The sequence below is a fragment of the Paraburkholderia bannensis genome, assembly GCF_014200455.1.
In the GTDB taxonomy this organism is placed as follows: Bacteria; Pseudomonadota; Gammaproteobacteria; order Burkholderiales; family Burkholderiaceae; genus Paraburkholderia; species Paraburkholderia bannensis_A.
Genome location: NZ_JACHBW010000004.1, coordinates 126,280 through 152,729, shown reverse-complemented (window position 1 = coordinate 152,729; position 26,450 = coordinate 126,280). Strand labels below are relative to the sequence as shown.

General features: G+C 68.0%; 8 protein-coding genes. All 8 read left to right on the top strand.

Going from position 1 to position 26,450, the window contains the following annotated elements; genetic code table 11:
• Positions 1-158 precede the first annotated feature (158 nt).
• The 8 genes from F4827_RS08635 (at position 159) to F4827_RS08600 (ending at position 26,426) form a co-directional block, all read left to right on the top strand.
• A complete protein-coding gene (locus F4827_RS08635) occupies positions 159-2,315 on the top strand; it encodes an AMP-binding protein (protein ID WP_183723577.1) in 2,157 nt (718 codons plus the stop codon).
• On the top strand, positions 2,315-10,654 hold the full coding sequence (locus F4827_RS08630; protein ID WP_183723576.1) for a non-ribosomal peptide synthetase: 8,340 nt from the start codon (positions 2,315-2,317) through the stop codon (positions 10,652-10,654). Before F4827_RS08635 ends, F4827_RS08630 begins: the two co-directional genes overlap by 1 nt.
• Before the next feature lie 245 nt (positions 10,655-10,899).
• The gene (locus tag F4827_RS08625; protein WP_183723575.1) at positions 10,900-13,107 is read left to right on the top strand and encodes a TonB-dependent siderophore receptor; all 2,208 of its coding nucleotides are present in this window, start codon (positions 10,900-10,902) and stop codon (positions 13,105-13,107) included.
• A gap of 51 nt (positions 13,108-13,158) precedes the next feature.
• The gene (locus F4827_RS08620; RefSeq protein ID WP_260175064.1) at positions 13,159-13,953 is read left to right on the top strand and encodes an ABC transporter ATP-binding protein; all 795 of its coding nucleotides are present in this window, start codon (positions 13,159-13,161) and stop codon (positions 13,951-13,953) included.
• Entirely contained in the window at positions 13,950-15,992 is a 2,043-nt protein-coding gene (locus F4827_RS35160; protein WP_260175063.1) for an iron ABC transporter permease, read from the top strand. The genes F4827_RS08620 and F4827_RS35160 overlap by 4 nt, the downstream gene beginning before the upstream one ends.
• Positions 15,992-16,906 carry a siderophore-iron reductase FhuF gene (fhuF, locus tag F4827_RS08610; RefSeq protein ID WP_183723574.1) on the top strand — a complete coding sequence of 305 codons (915 nt, stop codon included), beginning with the start codon at positions 15,992-15,994 and terminating at the stop codon, positions 16,904-16,906. Before F4827_RS35160 ends, fhuF begins: the two co-directional genes overlap by 1 nt.
• Positions 16,851-17,849, top strand: a complete 999-nt coding sequence (locus F4827_RS08605) for an iron-siderophore ABC transporter substrate-binding protein (protein WP_183723573.1) — start codon at positions 16,851-16,853, stop codon at positions 17,847-17,849. Before fhuF ends, F4827_RS08605 begins: the two co-directional genes overlap by 56 nt.
• 348 nt (positions 17,850-18,197) lie before the next feature.
• Positions 18,198-26,426 (top strand): non-ribosomal peptide synthetase, encoded by an 8,229-nt coding sequence (locus tag F4827_RS08600; protein ID WP_183723572.1) that lies wholly within the window; start codon positions 18,198-18,200, stop codon positions 26,424-26,426.
• Positions 26,427-26,450: the final 24 nt, after the last annotated feature.

The following is a 26,450-nucleotide window of genomic DNA, read 5'->3' as shown; positions in this document are numbered from 1 at the left end:
AGCGGCGTTAAGCGCAAGCCAGACGCGGCGTGTTGCTCATTAGACGAACGAGCGCGAAAAAAAAATAGGCCCCGGCCGGGCTGTACATTTTTGCCCGCCGTTCGTCATGAGGATGTCGCTGCTAACTTGCTCTCTTGCCGGCCTTGCGCCGGACTGACATGGCCATCCAAACCGCACCCACCGCACCCACCGCATCCACGCATCTCTCGTCGGGCTCTACGATTTCCGGCGCTGTCACCATGAACGCCATGAACGCCGGGTCGCCGCGCCCGCGTCCGCGGCCGGTCCACGAACTGATCCGCGAGCGCGCGCGGCAACGCCCGGACGCGCTTGCCATCGTCGACGGCGAGCGCCGTCTGAGCTTCGCCGAACTCGACGCCGCCTCCGACGCACTGGCCGCACGGCTGGCCGCGCGCGGCGCAGGGCCCGAAGTGCCGGTCGGCGTCAGCGTCAAGCGCTCGGCCGAGCTGTTTGTCGCGCTGCTCGCCGTGATGAAGTCCGGCGCGGCCTTCGTGCCGCTCGATTGCGCGTATCCGCGCGAGCGCCTCGACTACATCGCCGCCGATGGGGGCATCGCGCTGTGGCTGGTCGGGCCTGGCATCGCGGCGTCGGAGGGTTTCGATCCGGCGCGCGTGATGGCCTTCGAGACGCTCGACCCGGGCGCATCGAAGACCGCGTATTCCCCGACCGCTGACGCTGCCACCGCTCACGCGCCCGTCGTCGCCGATATCCACGAGCGGCAACTGGCTTATCTGATCTACACCTCGGGCTCGACCGGCGCACCCAAGGGCGTCGCTGTCGAACACGGCCCGCTGTCGATGCATTGCCAGGCGATCGTCGAGCGCTACGGCGTCGTGGATAACGACGTCGTGCTGCACTTCGCGTCGGTCAATTTCGACGGCGCGCACGAAGGCTGGCTCGCGCCGCTGATCGCGGGCGCGGCGATCGTCGTTAGCGGCGACAAGCTGTGGGACGCCGCGCAGACCGTCGATGCGGTGCAGCGCGAAGGGATCACGGTGCTCGCGTTCCCGCCGGCCTATCTGCGCCAGGTCGCCGAATGGTGCGCGGCGCGCGCGATCCGGCTGTCGGGCGTGCGTTCGTACACGACGGCCGGCGAGGCGATGTCGCGCGAGACGCACGCGGTGATCGAGGCGGCGCTCGCGCCGCCTCGTCTGGTGAACGGATACGGTCCTACTGAAACGGTGATCACGCCGCTGCTGTGGACCAGCGACGATGTCGATGGTCTTGGCGACAGCGCCTATCTGCCGATCGGCACGCCGGTTGGCGAGCGGCATGTCGCGCTCGATCCGCAGGACGATGGCGAATCGCGAACGGCCGGCAAGCGAGCGGCTGGCCCAGGTCAGCCGGCGCAAAGCAGCAACGATGCGAACGGTTCGCGCAACGCGGGCCTTTCGAGCGCGGCAGGCGTCGCACAGGCTTCGCTTCAAACAGCGGCGACGCCAGCCGACCCCGGCCGCCGCGAGATCCGCCGAGGCGAACTGCTGATCGGCGGCTACGGCCTCGCGCGTGGCTACCACCGCCGCGCGGCGCTGACCGCCGAGCGCTTCGAACCGGACCCGGACGGCGCGCCGGGCTCGCGACGCTATCGCAGCGGCGACATCGTCGAAGCGTTGCCGGGCGGCGGCTATGCATACCTCGGCCGCACCGACGACCAGATCAAGCTGCGTGGCCTGCGCATCGAGCCGGGCGAGATCGAACGTTGTCTGCTCGGTTGCGAAGGCGTGCGCGAAGCGGCCGTCGTGGTGCGCGAAACCGCGGCGGGCCGTCAACTGGTCGGCTATCTGGCCGCGGGCGTCGCCACTTCCAACGAAGCCGAAACCGAAGTCGCATTGCCCAACATCGAAGCCGTCCGCGCGCGCCTCGAAGCCCAACTTCCCGCGCACATGATCCCCGCGAGCCTCGTCGCGTTGCGCGCGTTGCCGCGCATGCCGAACGGCAAGCTCGATCGCGCCGCGCTGCCCGCGCCGGAGTTGCCGCGCGCGCCGTATCGCGCGCCGTCAGGCGAAGTCGAGCAGACGCTCGCCGGTTTCTGGTCGACCCTTCTGAACGTCATGCCGATCGGCGCCGAAGACCATTTCTTCGAACTCGGCGGCAATTCGCTGCTGGCCGCCAGCTTGCAGGCGCGCGTGCGCGAGCGTCTGCAGGCGGACTTCGCGATCGAAACCTTGTTCGAAGCGCCGCGGCTGGCCGATCTCGCGCGCCGCATCGACGGTAAACGCGATGTCGCGAACGACGAGCAGGCGCGTGCGCTGGCCGAGATCGATGCCCTGTTGAGCGAAGAGGAGCGCAACTGATGCAGCAGTTCGATAAACACGCGCTGGCGCATCGTATCGCCGCGCTCGCGCCGGATGCGCGCGGCCGTTTGCTGACCGCTCTGGCGCAAAGAGGCATCGATTTCGCGATGCTGCCGATCGTGCCCGCGAAGACGCTGCACGCGCAGCGTCCGCTGTCGTTCCAGCAGCAGCGGATGTGGTTCGTATCGCGCCTCGGCGGCGCGGAATCGGCATTCCATATCTCCGGCCTGCTGCGCATGGACGGCGCGCTCGATCGCGCCGCGCTGCAACGCAGTCTCGATCTGCTGATCGCGCGTCACGACACGCTGCGCAGCCGTTATGCGGAAGACACGGCCGGCGTGCCGTGGCAGACGGTCGTGCCGCAGGTCGACGCGCCGCTCGCGTTCAGCGATCTGCGCGCGTTGCCCCAAGCGGAGCGCGAGGCGCAAGCCGAGGCGCTCGCGCGCGAAGACGCCAACCGTGCGTTCGATCTGGCCGCGCCGCCGCTGTTGCGCGCGCGCCTGATCGCGCTGGCGCACGATTGCCACTGGCTCGCGCTGACCATGCATCACATCGTGTCGGACGGCTGGTCCGGCGAGGTGATGCTGCGCGAACTGTGCACGGTGTACGCGGCGCTGACCGGGTCGGATGCCGATGCAGGCGCGGCGCAAGCAGCGGCGACATCGCTGCCGGCCTTGCCTGTCACGTACGCGGACTACACGCTGTGGCAACGCGATCTCGCGGGCACGGGGGTGTTCGAACGTCAGCTTGGCTACTGGCGCAAGCAGCTCGGCGCGAATGAAACCGATGATGCGGGTGGTGCGGGTGGTGCGGGTGGCGCGGGTGGTGCAGGAAACGCAAACAGCGCAAGCAGCGCAAACGGCGCGCGCCTGCCGCTCGCGACCGATCGTCCGCGCGGCGCGGTGCAAAGCTTCGTCGGCGCGCGGCTGCGTTTCACGTTGCCCGCTGCGTTGTCGGCGCAACTGCGCGCGCTGGCGCTCGCGCACGACACGACGCTCTTCAACGTGCTCTTGACGGTGCTGCACGCGGTGCTCGCGCGCTTGAGCGGCGAGACCGACATCCGCGTCGGCGTGCCGAGCGCGAACCGCGCACGAGCCGAACTCGCGCCACTGGTCGGGTTTTTCGTCAACACGCTGGTGATTCGCGCGACGCCCACGCCGGAGCAATCGTTCGACGCGCTGCTCGCCGCCACGCATCAGGCGATGCTCGACGCGCACGCCAATCAGGACGTGCCGTTCGAACAGATCGTCGAAGCGTTGCAGCCGGATCGCAGCCTGTGCGCGAATCCGCTGTTCCAGGTGAAGTTCACGCAGCAGTTGCCGCTCGTCGCGCATACGTTGCCGGGCGGCCTGACGATGACGCCGCTCGCGCTCGACGACGACGCGACCCGCTTCGACGTCGGTCTCGACGTGACCGATCTGCCGGACGGCATCGAAGGCGTGGTGAGTTACGCGAGCGAACTGTTCGATCGCGCGACGATCCAGCGTCTCGCGGATGCGTTCGCGGGCATCGCCGCGCAGATCGCCGCCGAGCCGCGCACGCCGGTCGGCAAGCTGACGCTGCCGGGCGCGCGCGACGGCGCGACCGGCGCGGCGCGCGCGTGGCCGCATGGCGACGTGCTGTCGGCGTGGCGCGCGCTGGTCGCTGCCGATGCCGATGCGCCGGCCTTGCATACGGATGCGGGCGGCGAGGTATCGCGCGCCGAACTGAATGCCGCCACCGATCGCATCGCGCAACGGCTGATCGCACTCGGCGCGTGCGCCGACAAACGCATCGCGTTGTGCGCGCCGCGTTCGGCGGCTTTCGCGATGGGCCTGCTCGCGATCATGAAGAGCGGCGCCGCGTATGTGCCGCTCGATCCCGCCGCGCCGCCCGCGCGTCTGGCGGAGATGCTCGCGGACAGCGGTGCGATGTGCGCGCTCGGTTTCGGTGAAGGTGTCGATGCGTTGCGCGCGGCGGGCAGCGCGCCGTTGGTGTTGACGGGTGTAGCGGCGAGTCCGCTGGCCGATGAGGCTGTTTCTCATGCAGCGCCGTCGCCGGATCGACACGCTGCGGACAACACCGCTTCGAACGGCAATGCACAGCCGCATGACGCCGCGTCGGACGAAGCCCCGTTCATCGCGCCGTCCATCCACCCGCATCAGGCCGCGTACCTGATCTACACCTCGGGCTCCACCGGCAAACCCAAAGGCGTCGTGGTCAGCCACGGCGCGCTCGCCGACTACACCCAGGGCGTGATCGAGCGCTTTGCATGGGACGCGAGCCTGCGCATGGCGATGGTCTCGACCGTCGCCGCCGACCTTGGCCATACCGTGCTGTTCGGCGCGCTGTGCAGCGGCTCCGTGCTCTATCTGCCCGACGCCGATTGCGCGTTCGATCCGGGCCGCTTCGCCGATTACATCGCGCGTCATCGCATCGACGTGCTGAAGATCGTGCCGGGTCATCTGGGCGCGCTGCTGCAGGCCGAATGCGCGGCCGACGCGTTGCCCGCCAGGGCGCTGGTGCTCGGCGGCGAACCGCTGCCCGCGTCGCTGGTCGAGCGGGTGCGCGCGCTGAAGCCCGCGTGCCGGATTTTCAATCACTACGGGCCGACCGAAACGACGGTTGGCGTGCTGGCCACCCAGGTCGGCGAGGGCAACCCCGGCGCGGAAGTGCCGATCGGGCGGCCGTTGCCGAACGCGTATGCGCAGATTCTCGATGCGCGTCTCGAACCGGTGCCGGTGGGCGTCGAAGGCGAGTTGTATCTGGGCGGTCCGGGTGTCGCGCGCGGCTATCTCGGACGGCCGGATCTGAGCGCCGAGCGTTTCGTGCCGGACCCGCGCGGCACCGGCGAGCGTCTGTATCGCAGCGGCGATCGCGCGCGCTGGACCGCCGATGGCTCGGTGTTGTTCGTCGGCCGCGCGGACGATCAGGTCAAGATTCGCGGCTATCGCGTCGAGCCGCGCGAGGTCGCTCATGTGCTGCGCGAACATCCGGACGTCGCGCAGGCCGAAGTGATCGCCGCGACGCGCGACGACGGCGCGTATCAACTGCTCGCGTACGTGGTCGGCGCGGCGGGACGGCAGACGGAACCCGCCGCGTTGCGCGCGCACCTCGCCGCGCAGTTGCCGGACTACATGATGCCCGCGCATGTGATCGCGATCGGGCGCATGCCGCTCACGCCGAACGGCAAGCTCGACCGGCGCGCGTTGCCGGCGCCGCAGCCGAGCGTCGAAACCACGCCCGGCGACGAGGCGCCGCAAGGCGACACCGAACGCACGCTGGCCGATATCTGGCAGCAGGTGCTGCGTTTGCCGTCGGTCGGCCGTCATGCGAATTTCTTCGACCTCGGCGGCGACTCGATTCTCAGCTTGCAGATCATCGGACGCGCGCGGCGCGCGGGGCTCAAGCTCACGCCGCGTCAGGTGTTCGAGCAGCAGACGATCGCGGCGTTGGCGCAGGTGGCGGTGCCGCTGGCGGCGTCTGCCGCGGGTGCCAAGGCGAAGTCGGGAGTGGCGCAACACGCGGTTGCGCAGACGGCGTTGACGCCCGCGCAGTCGCGCTTCTTTGCGCTCGATCTGCCGAATCCCGCGCACTGGAATCAATCTGTGTTGTTGCGTTGTTTGACGCCGCTCGATCCGCGTGCGCTGGATGCGGCGTTTGCGGCGCTGATCGCGCGTCATGATGGGCTGCGCGCGCGCTTTGTCCGTGGCGCGGATGGGCGTTGGCAGGCGCAATCGCGCGCGGATGCGCAGGCGGGTGCGTCTTGCATTACTCACGTTTCTGCCGTCGATGCGCGCGATTTGACGCGTCAATGCGATGCTGCTCAGCGCAGTCTGGATCCGGCTAATGGCGTGTTGTTGCGGGCGTTGCATGTGAGCCTGCCGCCGCTTGCTGTTGAAGGCTTTGAGAGCGGCAATAGCAACGGCAACCGAAGCGAGCGCCTCTTCGTCGCGATCCACCACCTCGCTGTCGACGGCGTGTCCTGGCGCATCCTGATCGACGAACTGGAGCAGACATACCGCGCGGCACTGGCGGGCCGCGCCGCCGACCTGCCTGAACCGGGCATCGGCGCGCAAGCCTGGGCAGCCGACTGGCAACGACGGCTGGCGAGCGGCGCACTGAATGCATCGGCCGATGCATGGCTCGCGGCAGGCGAGGGCGTCACACCCTGGCCGCTTGATTCGCTTGATTCGCTTGATGCGACCCGGCGCGAACAGGCCCATGAAGGCGATCGCGACCGCCGCCACTCAAGTCGTCACGAAAGCAGCGAGGGCAGTGGCCACGAAGGTGCCCACGAAGGCGACCTCGAACACGCCCACACCGCACGCGCCGAAGCACCGCTCGCCGCCGTACGCGTTGTGCTCGACGCCGTGGCGACGCACGAGTTGCTCGCATTGCCCGGCATCGACCGTCGTCTGCATATCGACGATCTGTTACTGACCGCGTTCGCACAAGCGCTCGCGCGCGTCGCCGGAACCAAGGACGCAACCGTCTGGACTGAAGTCGAAGGCCACGGCCGCGACGAGCTCGCGAGCTATCGCGACGCACCCGACGCGGCCCGCAGCGTCGGCTGGTTCACCAGCCTCTATCCGGTCGCGCTGCACGCCGATGGGGATCTCGCGACGGCACTCGACCGTAATCGCCAGCGCCGTCACACGCTGCCCGATGACGGCGTGAGCTTCGGCCTGTTGCGCGAACTCGGCGATCCGACGACACAGGCGCGACTGCGCGCATTGCCGTTGCCGACGCTGCGTTTCAACTACCTCGGGCGCGTCGATGCCGGTGTCGATAGCTCAGGCCTGTTCGCGTTGAGCGACGAGCCGCGCGGCGCCGAGCGCGATCCGCTGGCGCCGCCGCCTGTCGCGCTCGCGCTCGATGCGCGCGTGCAGGGCGGTCAGCTTCACGCCGACTGGACTTTCGACACCAGACGGTGCGCGCAACCGCAAATCGAAGCGGTCGCCGCAGCGTTCCTCGCGTCGCTGCGCGAACTGATCGCGCTTTGCACGCAGGATGGTTTCGCGACGCTCGCACCGGTGGATTTCCCGGCCGCGCCGCCTGGTTTCATACAAGCGGCCCAGGCAACCCAAGTCGCAGCCCTGCCCGCATCACGTGCCCGCGTCGAGGACCTTTACCCCCTATCGCCCATGCAACGCGGCATCCTGTTCGAAGTGCAGTACGCACCGGACGAAGCCCGCTATCTGAATCAGTTCGCGCTGACGCTGGAATCGCTCGACATCGCGCGTTTCGAAGCAGCGTGGCAAGCGACCTTGCAGCGTCATCCCGTGCTGCGCACTGCGATTCGCGCGACGTCGGGCGTGATGGATGCCGACGGCGACGAGATTGCGCTGCAATGGGTGGACCGCGCCGCGCGCATGCCGATCGAGCGGCACGACCTGAGCGCATCGACGCATGCGGCCGCCGATCTCGCGCGTCTCGCGAAAGAACATCGCGAGACGCCGTTCGACCTGGCCCGCGCGCCGTTGATGCGCGCCGCGCTGGTCCTGCTGCCGGACCGGCGTCACCGTTTCCTGTGGACGCGCCATCACCTGCTGCTGGACGGCTGGAGCAGCGCGCGCGTGCTGGCCGAAGTGGTCGCGCGCTATCGCGATCCCGACGCCGCCATGGGGTCCGCGCCGATGCCGCGCTATCGCGATTACATCGGCTGGCTGAGCGTGCAGCGTGCATCGCTCGACGAGGCAGGTCGCGAGTTCTGGCGTGCTCGTGTGAACGCGCCATCCGCGCCGACGCTGCTGGCGGCGGCGTTGCCGACGCCGGTGAGCAAACTCGACGAACTCGACAAGCCGGCCGACGCCGCTCGCCACGACCACGTCGACATCAACTGGACCCAGACCCAAACCGACGCGCTCGCCGCCTTCGCGCGCACCCGGCGCATCACGCTCAACACGCTGCTGCAGGGCGCGTGGCTCGTGCTGCTGCAACGCTATACCGGCCAGACCGCGGTCGCGTTCGGCGCGACTGTCGCCGGCCGTCCCGAAGCGTTGCCGGGTGCACAGGAGATGGTCGGCCTCTTCATCAACACGCTGCCGATCGTGCGCGAGGTCGCGCCTGCCGAACATCGCGATGCATGGCTGCGCGCGTTGCAGGACGAAAATCTCGCGCTGCGCGAACACGAACACATGCCGCTCGCGGAGATCCAGCGTCTGCGCACCGGCGGCGGCGTGCTGTTCGATACGCTGCTGGTGTTCGAAAACTATCCGCTCGACAGCTCGCTGCACGAGCACGCCGAAGACCCGCGCGCGTTGCGCTACAGCGAAATCGCGACCGTCGAGACGACCGGCTATGCGATGAGCGCCGTCGCGACCGTCGAACCGGAACTGCGTGTGCGGCTCGGTTTCGACACGACGCGCTTCGAGCGCGCGGCGGTCGAGCGGCTGGCCGTGCAGCTGCGGGAAATCGCCGCGCAGCTCGCGGACCCGTCGATCGTTTCGCTCGGCGAGATCGGCCTGCTCGACGCGGCGCAGCGTGCGGTGTTCGAGCGTGACAGCGTCGGCCCGCGTCTCGCTGCGGTGAGCGAGCCGGTGCATCGGCTGATCGCGCGGCGTGCGCAGGCTGTGCCGGCGGCGATCGCCGTCATGTGCGGCGACGTGCGGCTCGACTATGCAGAGCTGGAGCGGCGCAGCGATCGTCTCGCGCATCGGTTGCGCGCGTTGGCCATCGGCAAAGAGGATCGCGTCGCGATCGCGATGCAGCGGTCGGCCGACATGCCGGTCGCGATGATGGCGGTGTGGAAGGCGGGCGCGGCATACGTGCCGCTCGACCCCGAATATCCGCTCGACCGGATCGCGTACGTGCTGGAGGACGCCGGCGTGCGCGCCGCGATCGCCGACGAGGTGGGCCGCGCGCGTTTGCCTGCGTCGCCTGCGGTCCTGATCGTCTCGCCGGATGGAGCGGTCGATGAAACGCTTGCGACCGAAACCGAAACCGAAACCGAACCGCTACCCGCATCGGTCGCCCTCTCTCAAGCCGCGTACGTGATCTACACGTCCGGCTCGACCGGACGTCCGAAGGGCGTCGTCATCACGCACGACACGCTCGCCAACTTCATGCAGGCGATGCAACTGTCGCCGGGCCTCACCGCCGCCGACACGTTGCTCGCGGTGACGTCGCTATCGTTCGACATCGCCGTGCTCGAACTCGTGCTGCCGCTGATCGTCGGCGCCCGCGTGCATCTCGCGCGACACGACGAAGCGCGCGACCCCGCGTTCCTGATGCGCGCGCTCGCCGACGCCACCGTCATGCAGGCCACCCCCGCGACCTGGCGGTTGCTCGTCGAAGCCGGCTGGCAGCCGTCGCCCGGCATGCGGATGTTCTGCGGCGGCGAAGCGCTGCCCGCCGATCTCGCCAGCGCGCTCGCGCTGCCCGGCGCGCAACTGTGGAACCTGTACGGTCCCACCGAGGCGACCATCTGGACCAGCGCGGCGCGCATCGACACGGTCGATCCCGTCAATCAATCGATCGGCCGGCCGATCGCCAACACCACGCTGTACGTGCTCGATGCGGCGCTGCAGCCCGCGCCGGTAGGCGTGGCCGGCGAGTTGTACATCGGCGGCGCGGGGCTCGCACGCGGCTATCACCGGCGCGCGGCATTGAGCGCCGAGCGCTTCGTGCCCGATCCGATCGCGTGCGCGACGACGCCCGGCGCGCGCATGTATCGCAGCGGCGACCTGGCGCGCTGGCGCGCGGACGGCGGCGTCGAGTATCTGAGCCGGATCGATCAGCAGGTGAAGGTGCGCGGCTTCCGTATCGAGCCCGGCGAGATCGAAGCCGTGCTCGCGGCTGAACCCGGCGTGCGTCAGGCGGCCGTGATCGCGCGCGAAGGGGCGGGCGGCTTGCGTCTGCTCGCCTACGTGTGCGCAAGCGCCGACGCGACGCCCGACGTGCCGTTGTTGCGCGCCGCGTTGGCGAGCCGCTTGCCGGCTTATATGCAGCCGTCGCACATCACGATCCTCGATGACATGCCGCTCACGCCGAACGGCAAGCTCGACCGTCGCGCGCTGCCCGAACCGGCGGACGACGCGAGCCGCGCCGACGCCGTCGACGAACCGCGCACTGCCTTCGAGGACGAGATGGCGCAGATCTGGCAGACGCTGCTCGGCGTCGCGCCGGTCGCGCCGGGCGACGACTTTTTCGCGCTCGGCGGCCACTCGTTGCTGGCCACGCGTCTGGTCGCGCGCATCTCGGCGAGCTTCGACGTCGAATTGCCGCTGCGCACCGTATTCGAGGCGCCGACGTTGCGAGCCTTCAGCGCGAATGTGGAGAGCCTGCGTGGTAGATCCACAACGGCTGCGTCGCTCGACAAGCTCGATGCGTTGCTCGATGAGTTGAGTCTCGATTGACCCGTATTTAAAGGGCCATCGCGCGTCAACACGCGCTTGCGCGCGCGGCGCAAACGATTCGCCGACACGACGCACGGACCTGAATTCCAACCAGAGTTTGGGTCCGTTCGTCATTTTATTATTGATAATGAGAGTGATTTGTATTTAGAATTCGCATTAGCTTTGAATAAAGACGGGCGTAGAGGCTTGAGGCATCGGATCGCATGCGCCTCGGGACATGGGTTGCCAGACCACACGGGAAAAAAATGACAGCAGGGTTTCAGAAGAAGACATTGGCCATCCTGGTCGGGATGATCGTGGGCACCGTGCCCGCCTGGGCAGCGGACGCGACGTCGACAACGACGACCACGCCTGGGTCGAACGACGGCGCCGCCAAGGCATCGACGACGCCGGCCGGCAGCACGCTGCCGGACATCAAGGTGCATGGCGCGCGCGAACGCGCGGACGGCCCGGTGAACGGCTACGTGGCCAATGTAGGCAGCGGCGCGACCAAGACCGGCACGCCGATTCATGAAACCCCGCAATCGATTTCGGTGATCGGGCGCGATCAGCTCGACGACCGCAACGTCACGACCCTGAACGACGCGCTGCACTACACGGCGGGCGTCGCGACGTACTACAGCAACGACACGCGCAACGACGCGATGAACATTCGCGGCTTCAGCTCTGACTTCTTCTACCTCGACGGTTCGCGTCTGCCGGCCGTGCCGGGCCGCGCGCTCGACCAGTGGCGAGTCGATCCGTACACGCTCGAACGCATCGAAGTGGTCAAGGGACCGTCGTCGGTGCTGTACGGCCTGGGCGAACCGGGCGGCGTGATCAGCATGGTGTCGAAGATGCCGACCGACTACACGCGCGGCCAGGTCGATCTGCTGGCGGGCAGCTACAACCACTATGGTATCGGCATCGACACGTCGGGCCCGGTGGATGCCGACAAGCGCCTGCTGTACCGCTTCATCGCACAGCAAACGTATAGCCAGAACCAGGTCGACTCGGTGCACGGCAATCGCACGCTGGTCGCGCCGTCGGTCACGCTGCGGCCGACCAACGATACCTCGCTCACCTTGATGGCGACGTATCTGCACGACAACACGATGGACTCGAACAACTTCCTGCCGTACTACGGCACGGTTGCGCCGACCATCTTCGGGCAGCACATCCCGACCAGCCTCGCGACCAGCAACCCCGGCTACGAAAACTACGACAAGACGCAGTACTCGTTCTCGTATCTGTTCGAACATCATTTCGATCCCAACTGGACGTTCAAGCAGAACTTCCGCTACTCGCACCTGGACCTGAACAACCAGGCGCTATTCGGCTATGCCTTGAGCGCGGATCAGCAGACCATCCAGCGCGCGGCGATGAACCTGAAGTCGAGCTACAACGACATCGACGTCGACAATCAGTTGCAGGGCAAGGTGAAGACCGGACCGGTCGATCACACGGTGCTGGCGGGTTTCAACTTCACCAACCAGAACTATATGGACAACGAAGGGTATACGTACACGGGCTACGCCCTGAACCTGTATAACCCGACCGCGCTGAACGCACCGGTGATCGCCCCGTCGTTCAACGATACGCAGATGCGTCAGGTGCAGCGCCAGTTCGGCCTGTACGTGCAGGACCAGATGAAGTTCAACAAGCTGATCCTGGTGCTGAGCGGCCGTGAGGACTGGGTCTCGTCGACCACCCTCAATAATTTCGACGGCTCGTACGTCGCGCAGCACAACAGCGCATTCAGCGGCCGGGCGGGCCTGATGTATCTGTTCGATTCGGGTATCGCCCCGTACGTCAGCTACTCGACGGCGTTCACGCCGGTGATCGGCAACGATGCGTACGGTAACCCGTTCACGCCGTTGCGCTCGAAGCAGGTCGAAGTCGGTGTGAAGTATCAGCCGACCTTCATGAACGCGACGTTCTCCGCGGCGCTGTTCGATCTGCGTGAGAACAACGCGCTGACCACCGCGCCGGATCCTGCGCTCAGCGGCAGCGTGCAGACCGGCCAGATCCGCAGCCGCGGTCTCGAACTCGAAGCGAGCGCCGAGTTGACCGAGAACCTGAAACTGCTGGCCGCATACACGTTCCAGAACGTGGTCATCACCAAGGGCAGCGCGCTCGATCCGACGGTCGGCCTGAACCCGACGGCGACGCCGCGCAACTACGGTTCGCTGTGGCTCGACTACTCGCTGAAGACGGGCCCGCTGCGCGGCCTCGGTTTCGGCGCGGGCGTGCAGTACGTCGGCTCGACGTACGCGACCTCGGATAACTCGCTGAGCGTCGGTTCGTTCACCGTCGCGGATGCGTCCGTGCACTACGACATCCCGCACTGGCGCTTCGTGCTGTCGGCGAACAATCTGTTCGACCGCACTTACGTGGCCCGTTGCGGCAACACCACCCGTTGTCAGTATGGTGAACGCCGTAACGTGCTCGCGACTGCCCGGTATACGTGGTAAGCAACACGTCACACAGTGCTCGCAAGCCGCCGCCAGGGAGCCGTTATGCGGATGAATGAAGTCCAGGCCGCGGCTGCGCTGCGCGCCGAAAATCTGAGCGTCAGACTCGGTGTGCGCACCGTGCTCGACGGATTGTCAGTCGCGTTCGAAGCCGGTCGCATCACCGCGTTGTGCGGTCCGAACGGTTGCGGCAAGAGCACCTTGCTGCGCTCGCTCGGCGGCCTGCTGAAGCCGGCTGGCGGCGAGGTCTGGCTCGACGGCCGCCCGCTCGGCGGCTTCGCGCCGCGTGAGCGGGCCCGGCGTCTGGCCATGCTCGCGCAGAATCCCCTCGTGCCCGAAGGCATGCTCGTCGAGGAACTCGTCGCGACGGGCCGCTATTGCTACACGGGCATCGGCGCGCGGCCCGGCCCCGAGGACCGCGCCGCGATCGAGCGGGCCATCGAGCGCACGCAACTGCAAGCGCTGCGCAAGCGCGATCTGGTGCATCTGTCGGGCGGTGAGCGGCAACGCGCGTTCATCGCGATGGCGCTCGCGCAAGGCGGCCGCGTGCTGCTGCTCGACGAACCCACCACCTTCCTCGATATCCATCACCAGGTCGAAGTGCTGACGCTGATCCGCGATCTCGCGCGGGAAATGTCGCTGACCGTGGTGTGGGTGCTGCACGACCTGAATCAGGCGGCTTTTTTCAGCGACGAAATCATGCTGATGAAGGACGGCCGGATTCGCGCGCGTGGCGCTCCCGAAACCATCATGCAGCCTGACGTGCTCGAAGCCGTCTTCGAGACGCCGATGCGCCGCCTCACCGTCGACGGCGAAGCGATCTGTCTGCCGAGGATGGCGCCATGAGCACCGCCGGCGCAACGCATGCGGGCGCCATGCGGCCGCGGCGCGATCTCCATCGCTATCTGGCCGCGGGCGGTTTCGTCGCGCTGGCCGCGATGCTTGTGTGGAACACCTTATTCGCGTATGGCGCGGCGGCATCCGGCTCATCCGCCGTCAGCGCCGATTCCGCGTCCATCGCGCGTTTGCTGTTCATCGATCTTCATTTGCCGCGCGCGCTCGCCGGTGCATTGGCGGGCGCTGCGTTCGGCATGGCGGGCGCGCTGCTGCAAACGGTCACGCACAACCCGCTCGCGTCGAGCGATCTGCTCGGCGTGACGACCGGCGCGCAGCTCGGTCTCGTCGCTACCTTCATCTGGAGCGCGCTGCCGGTCGCGCTTACCATCTTTGCCGGCGGCCTGATCGCCGCCGCGCTCACCTTCGCCGTCGCGGGCGGCTGGCGCGCGTCGCCGCTGAGAATGACGCTCGCGGGCGCGGCCACCGCACTTGCGTTGAATGCGGTGCTCATGCTCGTCCTCACGATCAGCGACGACTCCGCCGTCAGCATCGTGCAATGGAGCACGGGCTCGTTGCAGCAGATCGGCTCGCACGGCATCGCGACAGCGGCGTGGCTCGCGGCGCCGGTGCTGGCATTGGCCTGGCTGCTCGGCCGTGGTCTCGATCTCATGCGTCTCGGCGACGAGCAGGCGAGCCTGCTCGGGCTGCGTCCGCAAGTGCTGCGCGCGGCCTGCGTGTTGCTGGCCACGTGGCTCACGGCTGTCGCGATCGGTCGTGCGGGGCCGGTCGGTTTCGTCGGTCTCATTGCGCCGAATCTGTTGCGCTCGGCGGGCATGCACCGGCCGTCGCGACTGATTCCGCTGTCCGCGCTGTGGGGCGCGGTGTTGCTGCTGATCGCGGATGCCGTGGTGATCGCCGCGGGTGACGACGGTCTGCTGCCGCTCGGCGTGATGACCGCGCTGATCGGCACGCCGGTGCTGCTGGTGATTCTGCGTCGCAGCGCCGCGCCGGGTTCCGCGCGTTTGACGCTGAGCGCGAGCGATGCCGCGCCGCGCATCGGATCGCCGCAGCGTCTCTTCTGGACAGGCGGCGCGGTATTGCTCGCGCTGTTGTTCGTCACCGCATCGCACGATTCCAGCGGCATGTCCTTGTCCGCGATGCTGCACGGCGTACTGAACGGCGATCCGCGAGCGCTGGCGATTGCCGGGTTGCGCGTACCGCGCACGCTGATTGCGATGCTCGGCGGCGCGCTGCTCGCCGCGAGCGGCACGCTGTTGCAAGGCATGACCCGCAATCCGCTGGCCGGTCCCGAGATGTTCGGCGGCACGGCGGCGGCCAGTCTCGCGATGCTGCTGATGATGCTGCTCGTGCCGTCAGCCGCCACGTCGATGGCGTTCTGGGGCGTGCCGCTCGCATGGGCTGCATCGGCCGCCGTGCTGGGTTTCGTGATCGTGCTGAACTGGCGCGGCAATCTTGAGCCGATGCGCGTGACGCTCACCGGTCTCGCCTGCTCGGCGTTGCTGGGCGCGTTCCTCAACGTCGTGTTGCTGCAGTTCCACGTACATATCACGCAGGCGTTGAGCTGGCTCGTCGGCAGCACGTATGCGCAGGGCTGGGCCGCGCTCGTCGCGATGCTGCCGTGGGCGATCCTCAGCCTGCCGTTCGCGTGGCGCGCGGGGCGCTGGCTCGAATTGCTGTCGCTCGGCGATGCGTCGGCGGCTTCGCTTGGGCTCGACGTGTCGCGCGTGCGCTTCGCGCTGCTCGCGCTCGCGAGTCTGATGACGGCGACCGCCGTGTCCGGCACCGGACCGGTGGCGTTCGCCGGTCTGATCGCGCCGCACGCCGCGCGTCTGATCGGCTTGCGCGGACAGCGTCAGCAGATCGGCGCGTCGATGCTGATCGGCGCGTTGCTGCTGGGGCTTGCCGACTGCATCGGACGCGTGGCGTTTGCGCCGCGCGATCTGCCGCTCGGCATTCTCACCGCAGCGCTCGGCGCACCTTATTTTCTATGGCTGCTGGCACGCAGCTATTTGCGGCGTACCGCGTGATGGCTACTGCACTGAATTTCGAAGCGTTGCTCGCGCGCCCCGCGCTCGCCGAATTGCGCGACTACTGCGCATTCGACGACGACGGCCAGCGTCGCGTCCCCGGTTCCATCCTGCTCGATCCGGCTGCGTTCGCGCTGGAGTTGCAGCGTTGCGCGGCGCGCGATCGGCAAGCGGGGGTGCGGGTGGTTGGGGATGCGTCGATTGACAACGACGCCGCGCGCGTCAGCCCTGCGATGATGCGCGCGTATGCATCCGAGTGGTCGATCTATCTCGCGGGCACGCTGCTGTATCTGGTGGCCGTGCCCGCGCTGCTCGTGAACGCGGTGCCGGATCTGTCGCTCGCGAATCTGTCGTTCGTGCCGCAGGGGTATCCGAAGAGCGTGCGGCTCGCGCGCGAGTTGAAGCCGGTGACGGCCGATCCCGCCGATCCCGCCGAACGCTACGGCGTCTTGCTTGGCGAAGTGTTTCCCGCGCTGGTGACGGCATTGCAGCGGACCAGCGGTATTGCCGCCGATATCCTGTGGGTGAATCTCGCGACGCGCATCGACACGGTGTTCGTTGCGCTGGCCGGGCATCTGCCTTCGCATGCGCAGGCGGCGCTCGCGCAGCGCGATGCGTTGCTGTGCGCGCCGCTCGCGCTGGATGGCGTGAGTCCGAATCCGTACCGGCAGGCGTTCCGGTTTCAGCACGATGTGCATCCGCTGGCGCCGGAGCCGTTGCGCGTGCGGCGCAATTGCTGTCTGCGCTACGCGTTCGACGATCACTACAAGTACTGCACGACGTGTCCGCTGCTGCGCAAGCTGCCGATGGTGGAGCGCGACGCGCACTTCGAGCGGCTGGCGGCGTATGAGCGTGATCATGACCATGACCACGGACATGACCACGACCACCGGCACGACTCACGCCATGAATAACACTCGCCGCCGCTTGCTGGCCGCATCGCTGGCACTGCCGCTCGTCGCTTGCATGCGTTCGAACGCGATCGTGCCGACGCCGCTCGGCGCGAGCTCGCCGACGCTGCCGACCGACGCGCGCCGTATCGTCTCGCTGGAATTCGTCTTCACCGAATCGCTGCTCGGTCTCGGCCGCGCGCCGACGGGCGCCGCCGATCCGGACGTCTACCGCCGCTGGGTCGGCATCGACGCCGACGCGCTGCGCGATACGGTTTCCGTCGGCACGCGTCAGCAACCGGATCTCGCCGCGATTGCCGCGCTGAAGCCCGACCTGATCGTCGGCTACGCGCAGCGCCACGCGCGGATCGCCGGGCGGCTCGCGAGCATCGCGCCGACCGTGATCTACGACCTCGAACCGCCGCCCGGCGAAGACGACGCGTACACGCGTCTGCTGCGTGTCTACGACGATCTCGCGAGCCGCGTCGGCGCGCAGCAGGCAGCGGGCGCGTTGCGCGCGAAGCTCGATCAGGCGATCGCCGCGACGCGCGCGCAAGTGCAGGCGCACGGCCTCAGCCATCGACCGACCGCACTGATGTCGCCGCTTGCGGGCGATTCCGGTTTCTGGGGCTTCGACCGCCGCAGCTCGGTGGGCGCTTTGCTGGATCACGTCGGCCTGAGCAACGCATGGTCGACGACGTCGGTGCGCCGGATGGGCGTGCGTCTGGGCTTCGACGCGCTGTACGACCATCCGGACTGGATGTTGTTGCTGCTCGACAAGCCGGACCAGCCGCTCTACGCGCAGCGCTTGTGGCGTGGTTTGCCTTCGGTGCAGGCCGGACGTATCGGTTATCTGCCGCGCGCTACGTGGACCTTCGGCGGTCCGGTGGCGATGACGACTTTCGTCGAACGGGTCGGCGCGGCGTTGCCAACGCTCGAACCGAACAAGGTTCGGGCTGCGGGCTGATCGCCGCGGTTCTACTGGAGTCGACCTGTACAACTCGATGCGGGTCTTTTGACATATCGGGTCTTTCGACTGATCGTTACTCGCACTGAGTCAAACCGATCGCGCATCCGTCGTACTGCATTACACACTCGCCTCATCCACGAGGCATACCGCATCTTCGATCGCCTCAGCACCTGCCGCGCTCGCGGCCGTGCGCGTTCCCTCGAAGCGTGCGCATCGGCGACGATCACCCTGCTGCAACCCGCCCGTTACATCCGCCTGAACAATTTCCGGTCCCATTCGTCAAGCAGGTAAGACGCAATAGCCGCGGCAACGCGGCGCGCCCCCGACGCTTATCACGATGCAACCATGAACCAGCCACCAGCTCAGGACAACGCGGGCCAAACCGCCGCAGCGCGCGACCGTCGCGCGATCTCCGCCAGGTACGCCGCGTTGAGCGCGGACAAGCGAGCGCAGTTGCGCAGCCGTGTCGGCGAACTGAACATCGATCCCGCGCAGTTGCCGATCGTGCCGATCGCCGCGCGCAGCGGCGAGGAGGCGGGCCACGCGCCGCTCTCCGACAGCCAGACCCAACTGTGGTTTCTCGCGCGGCTCGAACCGGACAGCGCCGCTTACCACATGAGCGGCGGCGTGCGTCTGGACGGCGCGCTCGACCAAGCGCGTCTGCGTGCCGCGGTCGCGGCGCTTGTCGAACGTCATGAGACGTTGCGCACGCGGATCGTCGAACGTGACGGCGAGCCGCTGCAGATCGTCGACGATTTCGACGCCGCGCAGGCAGCCGGTCTGTGCGAGTTCCACGATCTGCGCGGCGCAAGCAGCGAACCGGAAGTCACCGCAGGCACCGTGGCCCCCCAATCCCGCATCGACGCTTTCGCGCAAACCTTCGCGCTGCGCCCGTTCGACCTCGAACGCGGTCCGCTGTGGCGCATCGCATTCCTGACGATCGGCACCGACGCGCATCTGCTGCTAGTGACGATGCATCATCTGATCTCCGACGGCTGGTCGATGGGCGTGCTGGTCAAGGACTTCGTCGCGGGCTACGCGGCCGGCGCGACGCAATCGCGCGATGCCTTGCCGATCCAGTTCCGCGATTACGCGGTGTGGCAACGCGAATGGCGCGACGAAACGCGCGACGCGGCCGACCTCGACTACTGGCGCAGCCGCCTCGGCGAGCCACAGGACCCGCTCGCGCTGCCGTATGACCGCGCCCGCAACGGCGCGCGCAACACGCATGGCGCACGCGTGATACGCGTGCTCGATACGCGGCAGGCGCAGGCGTGGCGCGCATTCGTGCGCAGCCGGCGCGGCACGGTATCGGCGGCGATGCTGGCGGTCTTCGACGTGCTGCTCGCGCGTCACAGCGGCCAGCGCGATCTGCGCATCGGCATGCCGCTCGCCAATCGCGATCGCGCGGAAACCGCCGGCTTGATCGGCTGCTTCGTCAACACCGTGGTGATCGACGCGCAACTGGACAGCGCCGCGCCGTTCGATGCGCTGCTGGCCCAGGTGCAACAGCGCGTCACGCAGGCGCTTGCGCATCAGCAGGCGCCGTTCGCGCGCGTGGTCGAAGCACTGCGCCCGCCCGCGATCGTCGGCGTCACGCCGGTGTTCCAAGCGATGTTCAATCTGCTCGACGTGTCCGGCGAGGGGATGCCCGCGCTGCCGGGGCTGCGTGCGTCCGAGTGGCGTGGCGAGCAGCCGGTCGCGCGCTTCGATCTGACGCTCGACATCCGCGACGACGCCGACACCTTCGAATGCGCGTTCATCTATGCGACCGACGTGTTCGACGAAGTCACCGTCGCGCAACTCGCCGACGACTTCGTGAGCCTGATCGCGCAGATCGTCGCGCAGCCGGAAAGGGCATTGGGGAATCTGCGCGTGGGACCGGGCGGCGCGGCATCGGCTGAAACCGCTGCAACCACGCTCGCGACGTCGTATCCCTTTGTCTCGCTGACCGAGCGCCTGTTCGCGCTGGCGCAATCGCAACCGGCCGCCCGCGCCGTGCATGCGCAAGACCGGCAGCTCGACTACGGGCAACTCGCGTCGGCGGCTCGCGCGGTTGCCGCGCGTTTGCTCGAAGCCGGCGTACAGCGCGAGGAACGCGTCGGTCTGTGCGTGCAGCGCACGGCCGCGTTGCCGGCCGCGCTGTACGGCGTGCTGGCGAGCGGCGCGGCTTACGTGCCGCTCGATCCGGGCTATCCGGTCGAACGTCTGCAATACATCATCGCGGATGCGGGCATTCGCCGCGTGGTCGCGGACGCCGGATCGCGCGACAAGCTCGCCGCGTTGCTCGCGCCGCTCGATTGCATCGTCGTCTCGCTCGACAGCGAGGCGAACGATGAAGACAACCAGGACCGCGGTCTCGTCTTCCCGGCTCTGCACCCCGATCAGCTTGCCTACGTGATCTACACGTCCGGCTCGACCGGTCAGCCGAAGGGCGTCGGCGTCACGCATCGCAATGTCACGCGTCTGCTCGATGCGACTCACGCGCAATTCGGTTTCGGTCCCGCCGATGTGTGGAGCTGCTTCCACTCGTATGCGTTCGACTTCTCCGTCTGGGAATACTTCGGCGCGCTGTCGTTCGGCGGCGTCGCGGTGGTGGTCCCGCATTGGGTCGCGCGCTCGCCGCAGGATTTCCACGCGCTGCTGCGCGAAACCGGCGTGACGATCCTGAATCAGACGCCGTCCGCGTTTGTGCCGCTCACTCAGGTCGAACTCGATCTGAACGCGCCGTTGCCCGCGTTGCGCTGCGTGATCTTCGGCGGCGAAAAACTCGAACCGGCGACGCTGTCGCGCTGGCTCGCATGGCGCGGCGCACGCGCACCGCGCGTCGTGAACATGTACGGCATCACCGAGACGACGGTGCACGTCACCGCGCGCGACATCACGCTGGCCGACACCGTAAGCGGCGGCGCAGCCGGCACTGAAGCCGCCGGCGCGCCGAGCCTGATTGGCGCACCGATCGCCGATCTGAGTCTGCACGTGCTCGACGCGGTTCTGAACCCCGCGCCGTTCGGCGTATGCGGTGAGTTGTGCGTCGGCGGTGCGGGTCTCGCGCGCGCTTACCTCGGCCGTCCGGGTCTGACCGCGAGCCGCTTCGTGCCGGACCCGTTCGGGCCGCCGGGCGCGCGCCTCTATCGTTCGGGCGACGTTGCGCGGCGGCGTCGCGATGGCGAACTCGAATACCTCGGCCGCAATGATGCGCAGGTCAAAATTCGGGGCTTTCGCATCGAACCGGGCGAAATCCAGGCGGTGCTGATCGAGCATCCGTCGATCCGCTCGGCGGTTGTCGTGCCGGGAGCCGACCCGCAGGGCGGTTTGCGTCTGATCGCCTACTACGTCGGCGTGAATGCCGATGCGGCCGCGTTGCGTGAGCACCTTGCCGCGCGTTTGCCCGCGCATATGGTGCCAGCCGCGCTCGTGCGACTGGACGCGCTGCCGCTGACGCTGAACGGCAAGCTCGACGTGCGCGCGTTGCCCGCGCCGGATGAAGTCGCGGTCGAACGTTCGCGTGTCGCGCCGCGCACGCCGCAGGAAATCGCGCTGGCCGAAATCTGGCAGGACGTGCTGGGCGGCGCGTTGCCCGGCGCTGACGACGACTTTTTCGCGCTCGGCGGTCACTCGCTGTCGGCCGTGAAGGTGGTGGCGCGCGTGCGTCAACGTCTCGGGGTGAACTTGCCGTTGCAGAGCGTGTTCAGCCAGCCCGTGCTGTCGCGACTCGCGCGGAGCATCGAGGAAGCCGCAACCGCTGACGGCGGATCGGCATCGGACGCAAGCGCAGGTGCAGGCACTCACGCAAGCGCGCATGCAAGCGCACATGCAAGCGCACATGCAAGCGCCCATGCAACCGCAAACACCGCGCCGATCACGCGCCGTCCCACGGACGCATCGCCGGACAATCTGCCGCTCTCGTTCGCGCAGGAACGTCTGTGGGTGCTGTGGCAACTGGAACCGCAAAGCGCCGCCTATCACGTGCCCGGCGCGGTACGTTTGAGCGGCTCGCTCGACACCGCTGCCGTGCGCGCCGCATTCGACACGATCGTCGCGCGCCACGAAGCCTTGCGTACGACCTTCGTCGCGCTCGACGGCAAGCCGGTGCAGCGTATTGCGGATGCAGTCCGCTACGACTGGCGCGCGGCCACGCTGGACTGCGCTGATCCGCGCGCGCTGGCCGCCGTCTTGCACGACTGCGTGAGCGAGCCGTTCGATCTCGAACACGGCCCGTTGCTGCGCGTCGCGTTGCTGTCGTCGAGCGACACCGAACACGTGCTCGCGGTGGTGATGCATCACATCGTCTCCGACGGCTGGTCGATGGACGTGCTGATCGAAGAGTTTTGCGCCTGTTACGAAGCGTCGCGACGCGGCTTCGCGCCGGAACTGCCGCCGCTGCCGATCCAGGGCGCGGACTACGCGCACTGGGAGCGCGCCGAAGGCGGCCGCCGCGAGGCCGATCTGCGCTGGTGGTGCGAGCGTCTCGCGGGCGAACAGCCGGTGCTGAACCTGCCGTTGTCGCGCGCGCGGCCCGCTCAGCGCAGCGCGGCCGGCGGCCGCTGCCTGCGCCGCATCGATGCGCCGACGACGCGCGCGCTGCGCGAGCTGTCGCAGCGCGAGGGAGTGACGCTCTTCATGACGCTGCTCGCGTGCTACCAGGCGCTGCTGCATCGCTATAGCGGGCAGAACGATATCCGCATCGGCATTCCGGTCGCCAATCGCGATCGGCTCGAAACCGAATCGCTGATCGGCTTCTTCGTCAACACGCTGGTGATTCGCGGCGAGGCTGCCGGGCATTGTCCGTTCGACACGCTGCTGGCTGCCACGCGGGCGGAAGTGGTCGCGGCGCAGGCGCATGCATCGGTGCCGTTCGCGCAACTGGTGGACGTCGTGCAGCCGCAGCGCGATCTCGGTCTGACGCCGTTGTTCCAGACCATGTTCAACCTGCAGGTCACGCCGCCCGAACAGTTCGCGAACCTGAGCGGCATCACGGTCGGCGCGCTCGATCTGCCGGAACTCGGCGGCGAGACCGCGCAGTTCGATCTCACGCTCGACATCACCGATCAGGGCGACGCGTTGCGCGTGTCGTTCGGCTATGCGAGCGATATTTTCGATCGCGTCGTGATCGAGCAGATCGCGGATCACTATCTCGAACTCGTCTCGCAGGTGTTGGCCGCGCCTCGCCAGGCGCTGGCCGCGATTGCGCTGACGCTGGCCACGGGCGCATCCGCGGCGGCGGATCGGCCTTATGTCGCGGTGCTCGAACGTTTCATGCGCGTGGCGCGCACGCAACCCGGCGCGCCCGCGTTGCGCTCGCCGGCCACGCCCGCCGAAGCCGCGTTCGATTACGCGACGCTCGCCGCTCGTGCGCTGCGTGTCGGTGCCACGCTGCACGCGGCCGGTGTGCGCGACGAAGCGCGCGTCGGTCTGTGCGTGTCGCGTTCGCCGTCGATGGTGGCCGCGCTGTTCGGTATCTGGAGCGCGGGCGCGGCCTTCGTGCCGCTCGATCCGCAATATCCGCCCGAGCGTCTCGCGCAGATCGTCGCCGATGCGGGCATCGAGCATGTCGTGGTGGATCGCCTCAGCGCCACGCGACTGAGCGGGGTGCTGCAAGGACGCACGCTGCACGCGCTGGAGGAGATGGAAAACAACGCGGCTTCGCTATCGTCGCCGTCGTGGTTGAATTTCACGCCGCGTATGCCGCTCGCGCCGCAACTCGCCTATGTGATGTACACGTCCGGTTCGACCGGCGTGCCGAAGGGCGTCGCGATGACGCACGCCGCGCTGTCCGTGCACGTCGATGACGTGATCGCGCGCTTCGGCGTGCACGCGGGCGATTGCGTGCTGCAGTTCTCGACCATCAATTTCGATGCGGCGCTTGAGCAGTTGCTGCCCGCATTGTGCGTCGGTGCACGCGTGGTATTGCGCGGTCCGGATCTGTGGAGCTGGCCGGAATTCAACGCGGTGCTGCGCGACGAAGCGGTGAGCGTCATCGATCTGCCGACCGCGTTCTGGCAGCAATGGTTGCGCGATTTGCCGGCGGCGCTGCCCGCGTTGCGTCTGGTGACGATCGGCGGCGAAGCGCTCAACGGTGCGGCGCTCGCGCAATGGCGCGCCAGCGGCTTGCGCGACGTGCGTTTCGAAAACACCTACGGCCCGACCGAAGCGGCGATCTCGGCGCTGAGCCGCCGCACAGAAGCGGTGGATATCGAGGCGCCGGTCGTCACGATCGGCTTGCCCTATCCCGGCCGTATCGCGCGTTTGCTCGACGCATGGAGCAACCCGACGCCGCCGGGCGCGGCGGGTGAGTTGTGCATCGGCGGCGCTGCGTTGGCGCGCGGCTATCCCGGCCGGCCGGCGACGACCGCCGAGCGCTTCGTGCCCGACCCGTTCGGGCCGCCGGGCTCGCGCCTCTATCGCACCGGCGACGTGTGCGTGCAGCGCGCGGGCGATGCGGGCCATGGCTTCGATTACGTGGGACGCGACGACCGGCAGGTGAAGCTGCGCGGCTATCGCATCGAGTTGTCGGAAGTGGAGACCGCATTGCGCGCGCTGCCCGGCGTGCGCGAAGCGGTTGCGATGATCAGCGGCGCGGACGACGCGCGCAAGCTGCTCGCCTACGCGGTGATCGACGATGCGGATAACGAGCAGGTCGGCGCGGCCTTGCATGCGGCGCTCGCGCAACGTTTGCCCGCGTACATGGTGCCCGCCGCGGTGGTGCCGCTCGCGGCCTTGCCGCTCACGCCGAATGGCAAGGTCGACAAACGCGCGTTGCCGCAACCGTTGCTCGACAACGCCGGCACGCCGCGCCAACTGAGCGCCGCTCGCGATGAACGCGAAGCGCGTCTGCTCGCAATCTGGCGCGCGGTGTTGGGCCGCAACGAGATCGGCGTCGACGATAACTTCTTTGCGCTCGGCGGCGATTCGATCCTCGCGATTCAGGCGATCAGCCGCGCGCGTGCCGAAGGCATGGCGCTGAGCGTGCGCGAACTGTTCGAGCATCAAAGCGTGGCCGCGTTGGCGCAATGCGTGCCGCAAGCGGCGCCGATGCGTGCCTATCGCGAGATCGCGGGACCGCTCGCGCTGACGCCGATCCAGCGCTGGTTCTTCGACGAGCATCCGGATGGTCCGGCGCACTGGAATCAATCGGTGCTGCTGGCGGCGGATGAGCGTTTGTCGGCGGCCGCGCTGCAGGCGGCGGTGCTGGCGGTGATGCAGCGTCATGACGCGCTGCGTCTGCGGTTTTCACGCGACGCTTCGCATGACGCATCGCGCAATGATTCGCGCGACGCGCATGGCGGATGGACCCAACGGTGCGTGGCACGCGATGTAGCTTGCGACGCCGACGCAGTCGACGCGATCGGCTACATCGATCTCACCGGCGAAGCCGACTGGCAGTCGGCGTTGTCCGCGCATGGCGCGCGGGTACAGGCGTCGCTCGACATCGAGCGCGGTCCGTTGTGGCGCGCGGTTAGCTTCGATATACCGGGCGGCGGCTCGCGTCTGCTGCTGGTCGTGCATCACCTGAGTATCGATGGCGTGTCGTGGCGCATTCTGCTCGAAGAGCTGGGCCAGGCGTACGAGCAGGCGCTCGCCGGACAGCCGGTCGTGTTGCCCGCGCAAAGCCTCAGCTGGGGCGAGTGGACCGAAGCGCTGTCAGCTCACGCGCGGCGCGACACCGTCCGCAATGAGCTGACTTACTGGCAGCGACAACTGTCGGCGGCATCGGCCTGGGACGACGCGGCGCGTGCGCGCGGCGGCTTGCCGCTCGCGGCGCGCCTCGAAGAAGTGGACCGCACGCTGGGCGCAAGCAAGGTGTTGCGCCGCCAGCTCGACGAAACGCGTACGCGTGCATTGCTGCAGGAAGCGTCGTCGGCGCAGCAGGCACGCGTGGAGGAACTGTTGCTGGCCGCGCTCGTGACTACGCTCGCGGGATGGAGCGGGCGCGCGGGCGTGCTGATCGAACTGGAAGGCCATGGCCGCGAGGAAGTCATCGACGGCGTGGACCTGACGCGCACAGTGGGTTGGTTCACGACGCGTTATCCGATGTGGTTCGACGCCGCCAACGCCTCGGCAGCCACAAGCGCAGACAAGGCCGCATCGAACACGCTCGTCTCGGTGAAAACCACGCTGCGCAACGTGCCGAACAAGGGCATGCACTACGGCGTGCTGGAGTCGCTGGGCAGCGAGTCCGAACGTGCCGCGATTGCCGCGTTGCCACGCGCGCAGGTGAGCTTCAACTACCTCGGCCAATTCGGCCAGAACAACGGCAACGGCGGCGCGCAGAACCGCATGCGGATCGCGACCGGCGAACACGCGGGCCAGGCGGCCGGTGCGCATACCGTCTGCTCGTACGCGCTCGAACTGAACGCGTTGATCGTCGACGGTGCGTTGTCGATCGACTGGCGCTATCTGCCGGGCCTGATCGACAGCGCGCGCGCGCAGATGCTCGCCGATACGTTCGATGCGCAGCTCGACAGGCTGCTGCAAGCGCGCAACGGCAACGATGCGGCAACGCTTCACGGCTTCGATAGCGATCTCGCCGGCGAAGACCTCGACGCCTTGCTCGACCAGCTCGACGACTGAACCGGACCGCCCACGGGCGGCTTG

Coding starts and splice junctions, on each gene's coding strand:
- F4827_RS08620 (WP_260175064.1), top strand. CDS start 13,159: ATGAATGAAGTCCAGGCCGCGGCTGCGCTGCGCGCCGAAAATCTGAGC.
- F4827_RS08635 (WP_183723577.1), top strand. CDS start 159: ATGGCCATCCAAACCGCACCCACCGCACCCACCGCATCCACGCATCTC.
- F4827_RS35160 (WP_260175063.1), top strand. CDS start 13,950: ATGAGCACCGCCGGCGCAACGCATGCGGGCGCCATGCGGCCGCGGCGC.
- F4827_RS08605 (WP_183723573.1), top strand. CDS start 16,851: ATGACCATGACCACGGACATGACCACGACCACCGGCACGACTCACGCC.
- fhuF (WP_183723574.1), top strand. CDS start 15,992: ATGGCTACTGCACTGAATTTCGAAGCGTTGCTCGCGCGCCCCGCGCTC.
- F4827_RS08625 (WP_183723575.1), top strand. CDS start 10,900: ATGACAGCAGGGTTTCAGAAGAAGACATTGGCCATCCTGGTCGGGATG.
- F4827_RS08600 (WP_183723572.1), top strand. CDS start 18,198: ATGAACCAGCCACCAGCTCAGGACAACGCGGGCCAAACCGCCGCAGCG.
- F4827_RS08630 (WP_183723576.1), top strand. CDS start 2,315: ATGCAGCAGTTCGATAAACACGCGCTGGCGCATCGTATCGCCGCGCTC.